Annotated in this window: 10 protein-coding genes; 3 read left to right on the top strand and 7 right to left on the bottom strand. The window is 70.6% G+C overall.

Features of this window, described 5'->3' with window-relative positions:
- Positions 1-400: aldehyde dehydrogenase family protein (locus A3AG_RS31520; RefSeq protein ID WP_420866467.1), on the bottom strand; the 400-nt coding region annotated here is incomplete at its 3' end.
- A 284-nt stretch (positions 401-684) separates the two neighbouring features.
- Here A3AG_RS31520 and A3AG_RS0108755 point away from each other — a divergent pair.
- On the top strand, positions 685-1,572 hold the full coding sequence (locus A3AG_RS0108755) for a LysR family transcriptional regulator (RefSeq protein ID WP_018005033.1): 888 nt from the start codon (positions 685-687) through the stop codon (positions 1,570-1,572).
- On the opposite strand, the gene A3AG_RS0108750 is transcribed toward A3AG_RS0108755, so the two are convergent.
- From A3AG_RS0108750 to A3AG_RS0108740, 3 genes are all read right to left on the bottom strand, one after another.
- Entirely contained in the window at positions 1,569-2,501 is a 933-nt protein-coding gene (locus A3AG_RS0108750) for an alpha/beta hydrolase (protein WP_018005032.1), read from the bottom strand. The genes A3AG_RS0108755 and A3AG_RS0108750 overlap by 4 nt on opposite strands.
- 125 nt (positions 2,502-2,626) lie before the next feature.
- Complete coding sequence (cueR, locus tag A3AG_RS0108745) at positions 2,627-3,046, bottom strand: Cu(I)-responsive transcriptional regulator (protein WP_018005031.1); 420 nt, start codon at positions 3,044-3,046, stop codon at positions 2,627-2,629.
- Entirely contained in the window at positions 3,046-5,571 is a 2,526-nt protein-coding gene (locus A3AG_RS0108740; protein ID WP_018005030.1) for a heavy metal translocating P-type ATPase, read from the bottom strand. The genes cueR and A3AG_RS0108740 overlap by 1 nt, the downstream gene beginning before the upstream one ends.
- A gap of 196 nt (positions 5,572-5,767) precedes the next feature.
- On the opposite strand from A3AG_RS0108740, the gene A3AG_RS0108735 reads away from it, so the two are divergent.
- Positions 5,768-5,968 carry a heavy-metal-associated domain-containing protein gene (locus tag A3AG_RS0108735; RefSeq protein ID WP_026164050.1) on the top strand — a complete coding sequence of 67 codons (201 nt, stop codon included), beginning with the start codon at positions 5,768-5,770 and terminating at the stop codon, positions 5,966-5,968.
- A 70-nt stretch (positions 5,969-6,038) separates the two neighbouring features.
- Here A3AG_RS0108735 and A3AG_RS0108730 read toward each other — a convergent pair whose 3' ends face one another.
- Complete coding sequence (locus A3AG_RS0108730; RefSeq protein WP_018005029.1) at positions 6,039-6,761, bottom strand: OmpW/AlkL family protein; 723 nt, start codon at positions 6,759-6,761, stop codon at positions 6,039-6,041.
- Between the two features lie 269 nt (positions 6,762-7,030).
- Positions 7,031-9,016 carry an alkyl/aryl-sulfatase gene (locus A3AG_RS0108725; RefSeq protein ID WP_018005028.1) on the bottom strand — a complete coding sequence of 662 codons (1,986 nt, stop codon included), beginning with the start codon at positions 9,014-9,016 and terminating at the stop codon, positions 7,031-7,033.
- A 178-nt stretch (positions 9,017-9,194) separates the two neighbouring features.
- On the opposite strand from A3AG_RS0108725, the gene A3AG_RS0108720 reads away from it, so the two are divergent.
- On the top strand, positions 9,195-9,833 hold the full coding sequence (locus A3AG_RS0108720; protein WP_018005027.1) for a TetR/AcrR family transcriptional regulator: 639 nt from the start codon (positions 9,195-9,197) through the stop codon (positions 9,831-9,833).
- Here A3AG_RS0108720 and A3AG_RS0108715 read toward each other — a convergent pair whose 3' ends face one another.
- Positions 9,834-10,784, bottom strand: a complete 951-nt coding sequence (locus A3AG_RS0108715) for a delta(1)-pyrroline-2-carboxylate reductase family protein (RefSeq protein WP_018005026.1) — start codon at positions 10,782-10,784, stop codon at positions 9,834-9,836. It lies immediately after the preceding gene.
- Positions 10,785-10,805: the final 21 nt, after the last annotated feature.

The following is a 10,805-nucleotide window of genomic DNA, read 5'->3' as shown; positions in this document are numbered from 1 at the left end:
TGTCGATGCCGCCGCCGATGTTGTCGGTGAAATCGGTCTTGAGCAGGTTGGGGATGCCGCAGGCAAACTCCACCACCTCGATGCCGCGCGTGACCTCGCCCTTCGCATCCGAGAACACCTTGCCGTGCTCGCGCGTGATCAGCGCGGCGAGGTCGTCGTGGTGCTGGTCCAGCAGCTCCTTGAACTTGAACAGGATGCGCGCGCGGCGCAGCGGCGGGGTGTCGGCCCATGCCGGGAAGGCGGCCCTGGCGGCGGCGACGGCATCGGCCACGTCCTGCGCCGTGCCGAGCGCGACGCGCGCGGCCACTTCGCCGGTGGCGGGGTTGAATACGTCGGCCTGGCGCTGCGAGGCGCCGCGTGTCTGCCGGCCCGCGATGCTATGACCGATGATGGCCTGCACCGCGCTGGCCTCTGCAAGGATGTCTTCCACTTCCGCTCCTGAATGCTGGTTCCCCGGGCGCTGCGGCCCGCTCGATCAGCCCGGTCCATCTTTGCGTCCGGTGAAGACGCTGCCACGCAGCGCCGCACACCGGCCGCAGCACGTATGCCGTGCGGCACAAGACGTTGGGCCAGGGTTGAGCGCAAGCTTGGTGCAGTTGCACCGCCCCGTCCAATGATTTATCTTCAATCGCAATATAAGCCGCGCAAAATATTGCGTCGCAACACCCTACTGCTTCCGCGCCCTTGGACCTCCATCACTTGCGCGCCTTTGTCGCCGTCGCGCGCGAAGGCAACCTGACCCGCGCCGCGCAGCGCCTGCACCTGACGCAGCCAGCGGTCAGCCTGCAGCTGAAGGCACTGCAGTCGGCGTGGCGCATCCGGCTGTTCGAGCGCACCGCGGCGGGCCTGACGCTGACCGCCGATGGCGCCGCGCTGTTGCCGCTGGCCGAGCGCATCCTCGATGGCGTGGGCGACCTGCAGCACACCGTTAACGCCATGCATCACACCGTGCGCGGGCGGCTGGCGATCGGCACCATCCTCGATCCGGAATTCACGCGGCTGGGCCCGATGCTGCGCACGCTGGTCGAGCGCCATCCGCAGATCGGCACGGAACTGCGCCACGGCATGTCGGGCTGGGTGCTGCAGCAGGTACGCAGTGGCGCGCTCGACGTCGGCTTCTACCTGGGCCAGCCGTCCGAACCCGGCTTCCATGCGTTGACGCTGACGCCGTTCTCTTATTACGTGGTCGCGCCCAAGGGCTGGAAGGAGCGCACCGCGCTGCGCTCGTGGGCGCAGCTGGCCACGCTGCCGTGGATCTGGACCCCGCCGGAGTCGGCGCACAACCGGCTGCTGTCGGCGCACTTCGCCCAGGCGGGCGTGGACCCCGCGAGCGTGCCCAAGGTCGCGCACGTCGACCAGGAGGCGTCGATGCGGGACCTGGTGCGCTCCGGCGTGGGACTGTCGCTGGTGCGCGATGCGATTGCGCTGCGCGAGTCGCATGCGCACGGGCTGGTGATTGTCGAGGGCGTCACGGTGCAGACCGAGCTGACCCTGGTCTGCCTGGCCGCGCGCCGCGACGACCCGGTGGTCGCGGCCGCGTTCGGCGTGGCCGAGTCCGTGTTCCGTACCTAGCGCTGCTGGCTGTCCAGCCGGCGCTGCAGCCAGCCGGTCAGTGCCGCGAACACTTCGCCGCGCAGCGGCTGCGCTTCATTGAAGATCTCGTGGTAGCCATGGTCGAACCAGACTTGTTCGCGCAGGTCGGGCGGCGCATTGTCGAAGAAGGTGCGGCTGCCGGCCGGGTCTACCACGCGGTCGGCGCCGCCGACCAGCATCAGCATGGGCGCCTCCAGCAGCGCCGCGTCGGCCTGGGCCTGCGCCATGCCGCGGATAAATCCTTCGAGCACGCCGGCGGTGATGGTGGTCTGCACCAGCGGATCGGCGCGGTACGCGGCGACCACCGCGGGGTCGTGCGACAAATGCCGCGCATCGATCGGATTGGGCACGCGCAGTCGCGGCGCCAGCGCCAGCAGCACGCGGTGCAGCGCCAGCGCCGGCCGGGACAGCCGCAGCGCCAGCGCCGGCGACGACAGCACCAGCGCGCGCACCGGCCGCACCCGCGCGGTGGCAAAGCGCGCCGCGATCAGGCCGCCCATGCTGTGGCCGAGCAGGATCGGCAATTCGTGCCAGCCCGGCACCGCGGCATCGTAGACCTCGGCCAGGTCGTTCAGGTAGGCGTCCGGGTGGTCCGCCACCATGCGCGCGCCGCCGCTGGCGCCGTGGCCGCGCAAATCAAAGGCTCGCACGCGCAGTCCCAGGCCGCACAGCAGGTCGGCGACATGCTGGTAGCGGCCGGCGTGTTCGGCAAGCCCGTGCACCAGCAGCACCGAGCCGAGCGGTTCGGCAAAGCGTGCCGGATCGGGTTGCCAGGTCCGCAGCAACAGTTCGGTGCCGTCGCGCATGCGCTGGCGGCTCTGCACCGGCGCATGGGTACCCGCCGGGCTCGCGGCGGGGGTGCTGGCAACGCCGGCCAGGGCCGGATCGTCCGTCATCGGCTGTTCCATTTGCACAGGTCTCCTGCCGGCGCGCACGGGCCAGGCGCGGCGCCAGCTATCGTTGTTGTTATGGAGTCCGCCGCGCCGGCGTGCGCCGGCCCTGCCAGGGCTGCAAGCGTGGCGCCAGGCGCCCTTCAGCCGTGGCAGGCCGGCCGGGCCGGCGCCTCCGGCTGCGCCATGTCGGCCAGGATCGGGCAGTCCGGCCGGTCGTCGCCGCTGCAGTGCTGCGCCAGCTCTCGCAGCGTGTCGCGCATCGCCGCCAGTTCGGCGATGCGCTGCTCAAGGTCGGCCACGTGCCGCAGCGTCAGCGCCTTGACGTCGGCGCTGGCGCGATCGCGGTCGTGCCACAGCGACAGCAGGTTGCGGATCTCGTCGAGCGAAAATCCCAGATTACGGGCCCGCCGCACGAAGCGCAAGGTATGCACCGCGCGTTCGTCATAGCGGCGGTAGCCACCGTCGCTGCGCGGCGGTGTCGCCACCAGCCCGATCGACTCATAGTGGCGGATCATCTTGGCCGATACGCCCGAGGCCTGTGCCGCTTCGCCGATATTCATCACTCGCCTCCCTGGGCTGGGGTGGATGCGCCCGGCGCGGCGCCGGCCTGGGCCCGCCAGCGGCGCAGCAGCAGCGCATTGCCGACCACGCTGACGCTGGAGAACGCCATCGCCGCGCCCGCCACCACCGGATTGAGCATGCCGGCCGCGGCCAGCGGAATCCCCACCACGTTATAGAAAAAGGCCCAGAACAGGTTCTGGCGGATCTTGCGCACGGTGCGGTGCGAGACCGCCAGCGCATCGGCCACCAGCGCCGGGTCGCCGCGCATCAGCGTGATGCCGGCGGCGTGCATGGCGACGTCGGTGCCGGTCGACATGGCAATGCCCACGTCGGCCGCGGCCAGCGCCGGCGCATCGTTGATGCCGTCGCCCACCATCGCCACCACCGCGCCATCGCGGCCCAGCGCCTGCACCCGCGCGGCCTTGTCTTCGGGCAGCACCTCGGCCTGCACGTCGTCCAGCCCCAGCGCCTGCGCCACCCGCGCCGCGGCGCCGGCGTTGTCGCCGGTCAGCATCACCGTGCGCACGCCGGCGGCGCGCAGCCTGGCGATCGCGGCCGGCGCGCCCGGCTTGATGGCATCGCCGAACGCGACCAGCCCGGCCACGCGCGCCGGCGTGGCCTGCACCAGCCACGACACGGTGCGGCCTTCCGCCTGCAACTGCTGCGCCACCGCGGCCAGCGCGCCGGCCGGCGCACCCAGCGATTCGCGCAGGCGCTCGCTGCCCAGTTGCAGCGCCTGGCCGTCGACCACACCGGCAATGCCACGGCCCGGCAGGGCCTGCACGCCGCTGGCGGGCGGCACGGCGATGCCGCGCGCCTGCGCCGCGGCCAGCACGGCGCGCGCCAGCGGATGCTCGCTGCCGGCCTGCAACGCGGCCAGCTGCGCCAGCAACGCGCTGCCGTCGGTGTCGGCAGGATCGGCCGCATGCAGCGCCACCACTTCGGGCCTGCCCACCGTCAGCGTGCCGGTCTTGTCGAAGGCGACCACGCCGACCCGGTGCGCCACTTCCAGCGCCTCGGCGTCCTTGATCAGGATGCCGGCGCGCGCGCCGGCGCCGGTGCCGGCCATGATCGCGGTGGGCGTGGCCAGCCCCAGCGCGCACGGGCAGGCAATCACCAGCACCGCCACGGCATTGAGCAGCGCGGCTTCCCAGTCGCCGGCAAGGAGGCCCCAGCCCAGCACGGTGACCAGCGCAATGACCAGCACCACCGGCACGAACACCGCGCTGACGCGGTCGACCAGGCGCTGGATCGGCGCCTTGGCCGCCTGCGCGTGCTCGACCATGCGGATGATGCGCGCCAGCACGGTCTCGGCGCCCACCGCCACGGTGCGCGCCACCAGCAGGCCTTCGAAATTGATGGCGCCGCCGGTGATGCGGTCGCCGGGCTGCTTGGGCACCGGCAGGCTTTCGCCGGTCAGCATCGATTCATCGGCATGGCTGGTGCCTTCGACCACCTCGGCGTCCACCGGGATACGCTCGCCGGGGCGCACCACGATTTCATCGCCGACGCTGACGGCCGCCAGCGGCACGCTCTGCTCGACGCCGCCGCGCCGCACCCGCGCGGTGTCGGGGCGCAACGCCGCCAGCGCGCGGATGGCGTCGGCGGTCTGGCGCTTGGCGCGCGTCTCCAGCCACTTGCCCAGGCGCACCAGCGTGATCACCACCGCCGCGCTCTCGAAATACAGGTGCGGCATGGCGTCGGCCGGGGTGCGCCACATCAGCCACAGCGACAGCCCGTAGGCAGCGGTGGTGCCGAGCGCCACCAGCAGGTCCATATTGCCCGCGCCGGCGCGCACCGCCTTCCAGCCCGCCTTGTAGAAGCGCCAGCCGAACACGAACTGCACCGGCGTGGCCAGCAGCCACTGCAGCCACGCCGGCAGCATCCAGTGCACGCCGAACCATTCCAGCGCCATCGGCGCCACCAGCGGCAGCGACAGCGCCGCAGAGATCGCCACCGGCCACGGGCCGTCCCAGAAGGCAGCGCGCGTGGCCGGCCCCGGCTGGCCGGGCTGGGCCACGGCGCCCGCCTGCGCCGCCTCGGCCACCGGCGTCGCGCCATAGCCCGCGCGCGCGACCGCGCCGACCAGCGCCGCGGCATCGGCGGCGCCGCGCAGCAGCGTCACGCTGGCGCGCTCGCTGGCCAGGTTGACGGTGGCCTCGACCACGCCCGGCACGGCACGCAGCGCCTTTTCGACCCGGGCCACGCACGAGGCGCAGGTCATGTCGGCGATATCCAGATCGATGGTGTCGTGGGGCACGGTGTAGCCGGCGTCGGCCACGGCGCGCGCGGCGGCGGGCAGCACCGCGGCGGACGGCGCGCGCAGCGTGGCGGCCTCGGTGGCCAGGTTGACGGCCACGTCGCGCACGCCCGGCACCCTGGCCAGGGCTTTTTCGACGCGTCCCACGCACGAGGCGCAGGTCATGCCTTCGACCGGCAGCCGCCACTCGGGCATGGCGTCGGCGGGCGGGCTGCGGTCCGTAAGGACCGCCCGGGAAGCAAGCACGGCGCTGGAATCTGGCATGGTTCTTAGTCATCCACAGTGTCGATGTCAGCATCATGGACCTTACCATCATTGGAAGGTCAAGGGCCGCTGCAGATGGCGCCAGCGCCATGTCCCCGGCAGAAAATTCCCCTTGCGCTTCCCATCGTGGCAAGGTTCACACTATGTCTGTCGCGGCCCGATGCCGTGTTTCCATCCCGTTCAGGAGCGTTCCAACATGATCCAGTTCCAGGTAGAAGGCATGACGTGCAACCACTGCGTCGGCGCCATTACGCGTGCCGTGCTCGCCGTCGACCCTGCCGCGCGCGTCAGCGCGGATGTGCCGGCCCAGTCCGTGCGCGTCGACAGCGGCGTCGACACGCAGGCATTGCGCGAGGCCATCGAGGAAGCCGGCTATCCGGTCAGGTCGGTGGCCTGAGCCGTCGCCCCGCCAGCAAAAAGGGCGCCTCCGGGCGCCCTTTTTTGTTCTGGCGCGGCGTTTGCCGTGCTCAGAAGCGGTAGCCGACGTTCAGATACGTCACCACCGGATCGATCTTGATCTTGGTGTGCGACTGGATCGTCACCGGCCCCGCCTGGGTGGTGAACGATGCGCGGGTCGACAGCGGCACGTAGGACACCGACAGCCCGACGAACCACTTGTCGTTGATGGCGTAGTTGGCGCCGATATTGAACACGGGGTTCCACGACGGCTTGGCGCTGGCGGTCATGCGCGCGCCCGGCGCGAACTCGCGGTTGACGAAGTTCTGGTTGGTGATGGTCTCGTCGGTGAACCAGGTGTAGTTCACGCCAAGGCCGACATAGGGCCGGAACTTGGTCTTGGCATCGAAGAAGTGGTACTTGACCACCAGCGCCGGGCTCCACTGCTTGACCGAGCCGAGCTTGCCGTACTGGGCATAGTTGCCGGTGCCCTTGACATCATGCTTCGGCGGAATGCCCACGACGATCTCGCCGGAAATGTTGTCGGTAAAGAAGCGGGTGTAGGCCAGGCCGAGGGTGTCGGCGGCCTCGATTTCCGCGCCGGTGTTCGGCCGGGTGATGCCTACCGGGCGGCCGCTGATGCTGTCGACGGTCAGCGGGTCGGCGGAGCTGTTCGGCATCACGCGGAACCAGCCCATGCTGACGATATTGCTGCCCGCGGACTGCGCGTGTGCGGCTCCGGTCAGTGCTATCACTGCGCCCGCGGCCAGCATCTTCTTATAGGTCGATTTCATAATCCTCTTACTCCTCTTTCGGTTACTGCCGCGTGCATTATCCGGCCAGCCCGCACGGGGTTGTTTCATCAATGACACGGATTCGTAGAGGGAGCCCCCTAAAGGGAGGGTTAACCATGAAGAAAAGGGGCGGCAGCGGCTCGTCAGGCCGCCGTCCGCTGCATCCGCGCAACGGTTTATGCCGGGCGGCGGAGAAAACCCTCACATGGAAGCGGTTTTAAGCGGTAGGCGCGCAACAGCGGCGGCGCGCTGGGACGTCGCGAATGCCGTCAGGGCGTGACGATGGCGAAATTCGGCTCGGCCTTGTCCATCAGCGCCGTCCACGCCGCCAGTGCCTGCGGATCGCCCTCGACGCGCGCGCGGCCGGCCTGGGTCTCGGCCTGCAGCGTGCTTTGTCCGGCCAGCACACCCATCAGCACGGCACGCGGCATGGTCAGCGTGGCCTGCGGCGCGGCGTGCTGCGTGTCGGCCTTGTAGCGGAACACGCCGTTTTCCACGGTCAGCGCGAAGCGCTTGCCGGTGTCCGGCTGTACCCAGTTCAGCGCCAGCGTCTTGCCGGCGGCACGGTCGCCATTCAGGCTGATCGCCAGGTAGTCCAGGAACATGGTGTCCGTCAGCGCGCGCAGCACGTCCGGGCTGCCGGCGCGGCGGCCGCTCTTGGGCGGGCCGCTGCGCAGTTCGGCGGCACCGCTCAGGTAGGCGTTGCGCCAGGTCGACGATTCCGCCTGGTAGCCAAGCTGCTCCAGCGCATCGGCCTCGACCTGGCGCGCCGCCTGGTTGGACGGGTCTGCAAAGACCACGTGCTTGACCACCTCGGCGACCCAGCGGTACTCGCCGCGCGCGTAGGCGGCGCGGGCCTGCTCCAGCACGCGCGCCGCGCCACCCATGAATTCGACATAGCGCTTGCCCGCCTCTTCCGGCGGCAGCGGGTTCAGGTTGGCGGGGTTGGCGTCATACCAGCCCAGGTAGCGCTGGTACACCGCCTTGGCGTTGTGGCTGACGGTGCCGTAGTAGTCGCGCAGGTGCCACTCGCTCGCCAGCGACGGCGGCAGCTTCACGCGCTCGGCGATCTCGGCGGGCACGTAGCCCAGGTTGGCCAGCCGCAGCGACTGGTCGTGGATGTACTTGTAGCCGTCGCGCTGCTTGCCCAGGTAGGTAACGATCTCCTGGCGGCCCCAGGTGGGCCAGTGGTGCTGTGCGAACAGCACCTCGGTGCGGGCGCCGAAGCGGTCGATGGTCTGGTCCAGCGCGCGCCACCACTGGTTGGCATCGCGCACCTGGGCGCCGCGGATGGTGTAGAGGTTGTGCAGGTTGTGGGTGGCGTCCTCGGCCGCGCACAAGGCCTGCCACTGCGGGAAGTACATCAGCATCTCGGCCGGCGCCTCGGTGCCTGGCGCCATCAGGAACTCGATCTGCACGCCGTCGATGGTGCGGGTCTCGCCGGTCTGGTGGATCAGGTCGGTCGGCGCGATCAGCGTCAGCGTGCCGTGCGCGACGGCCTTGCCCAGGCCCGCATCGACCTGGCCGGTGGCCGAGCGCGGCAGGTTGAAGCCGTACATGTACTGCGCGCGGCGGCTCATGGCGGTGCCGGCGAAGACGTTCTCGCTGACGGCTTCTTCCATGAAGCCTTCCGGCGCCAGCACCTTGACCCGGCCGGCCTTGACGTCGTCCTCGCTGATGACGCCCTTGACGCCGCCGAAGTGGTCGCCATGGCTGTGGGTGTAGATCACCGCCACCACCGGCTTCCTCGGCCGGTGCCGGAAGTAAAGCTCGAGGCCGGCGCGCGCGGTTTCCATCGCGGTCAGCGGGTCGATCACGATCAGGCCGGAGTCGCCCTCGATGATGGTCATGTTGGCGATATCGAAGCCGCGCACCTGGTAGATGCGCTCCGTCACCTGGAACAGGCCGTGGTGCAGGTTGAGCCGGGCCTGGCGCCACAGGCTGGGATTGACCGTGGCAGGCGCTGCTTCCGGCTTGAGGAAATCGTAGGGGGCCAGCGCCCACACCACGTTGCCTTTCGCGTCGCGGATCTCGGTGTTGTCGAGCGTGCCGATGAAGCCGCGGCGGGCCGCGTCGAAGTCGCGCTGGTCCTGGAACGGCAGTTGCTGCAGCACCGCGGCGTTGGCGCGCGCGGTGGCATCGGTGGCGGGCTTGCTGGCGCTGGCCGCGGCGGTGGCGGCAGCGGCGGTCCCGGCAAGGCTGAAAGCGGCGGCCAGCGCGGCGGCGGCGGCGGCAAAGGCAGTCGGATACGGCATCCTGGTCTCCTGGATCCTGCGCCGGACGCAGTGGTGCGGCCGACAACACTTGTGTCATTGTGCTGAACGTTCAGTACAATTCCGGAGTTTGCTGGCAGACCTCGTCTACTGTCAAATAGAGCCCAGCCGCCCATCCAGGCGGCCGCAATGCCATATCGCGCCCTGTTGCCATCCCACCATGCCCCCGATCCGCCAGTCCGCCGAGCCTGCAACGCCCGTCTCCTCCGCCCCCGTCGCCAAGAACCGGCGCGGGCTGGAAACGCGCGAACGCGTGCTCGCGGTCACGCGCGGGCTGATCAGCGCACATGGCTACGCCGAGGTGACGCTGGACCAGATTTCCGCCGAGGCCGGCGTGGCCAAGAGCAGCCTGCTCTGGCATTTCGGCAGCAAGGAGATGCTGCTGGCCGAGGCCGCCACCAGCCTGTTCCGGCAGATCGGCGAAACGCTGGGCGCCGAACCGCACCAGGGCAGGACGGCGGCGCGCCGGCTCGAGAACAGCTTCGACCGGGTCGCTGACTACCTCACCGCCAATCCCGAGGCCAAGGGCGTGGTGCTGGCGCTGCTGTTCTCCGGCAGCGTGCCGGCCAGCGTGCGCGAGGAAATCCGCCGCAGCTGGGACAGCCACGTGCAGGACCTGGTCGCGGCATTGTCGGCCCCCGGCCGTCCGCTGCCCGCGCCGATGGCGCGCCTGATGGTTGCCACCATCCACGGCTGCTACTGCCACTGGTACGCCAGCGACCGCCGCGAACCGATCGCCGCCTTCCTGGCGCCGGCGCGCGAACTGTTCGCCGACTGGCTGCGCGAGCGCGACCGCTGATCAGGCGCGGCTGGCGAGCACGCACGCGGCCAGGTCCCACAGCGCATAGCCCACGCTCTTGAACACCAGCGGGCTGCCGGCGCGCGCGCGGATCGCGTCGGCCTGCAGGATCGCGGTCTCGAACGGCTGCACCTCGGCCCAGTCGATGCCGGCCTGCAGCAGGTCGCCGGCCTCGTCCTCGATGCCGAACAGGGTATCGGCCAGCAGGCGGCCATGGTCCGCGGCGGCATGGCACAGTGCCGGCGGCAGCTCGCACATGTCGGGCCGGAACGCGCCGACCGCGGCAATGAAGTGATGGTCGCGCCAGAGCCCGCTGTCCAGGTCCGGCAGCACCGGGCTGCGGCTCGACGTCACCGTGACCACCATCGACACGCGCGGCAATACCGCCGCGACCGACTCGGCCACATGCGCGTCCACCCCCAGCGTGCGCGCATGCGCGGCGAGCGCCTCGGCCTTGTCGCGCGTGCGCGAATGCAGCCACAGCCGGCGCACGCCCAGCCCGGCGACGAAGGCCTCCAGGTGCGTCAGCGCCTGCACCCCCGCGCCGACGATCAGCAGCTCGCCGTCCGGGCGCGCGGCAAAGCGCTGCGCCGCCAGCAGCGACACCGCCGCGGTGCGCCGCCCCGTCACGGTGGGGCCGTCGAGCATGGCGATGCGCGCCCCGGTATGCGCATCGGCCACCACCACTTCGCCGAGGATGCTGGGCAGGCCGCGCTGCGGGTTGCCGGGATGCACGGTGATGTTCTTGGTCATCACCAGCTCGCGGTTGCGCGCCGGCATCACCAGCAGCGTGCCCGCGCCCTGCCCGTCGCCGACCGGCAGCGCGATGCGCGGCGGCGCCATGGCGGTGCCGTCGCGCAGCTCGGCCAGCATGTCGGCAATGGCTTGCGCCAGTTCGGGATACGGCAGGCGCGCCGCGGTGGCGGCGGCATCGAGGGCAACGAGGGACATGCGCGGGTTCCTGCGGGATAT

The sequence above is a fragment of the Cupriavidus neocaledonicus genome (assembly GCF_000372525.1).
GTDB classification, from domain to species: domain Bacteria; phylum Pseudomonadota; class Gammaproteobacteria; order Burkholderiales; family Burkholderiaceae; genus Cupriavidus; species Cupriavidus neocaledonicus.
The sequence above is the reverse complement of the archived record's forward strand: the minus strand, read 5'-3'. Positions and strand labels throughout refer to the sequence as shown.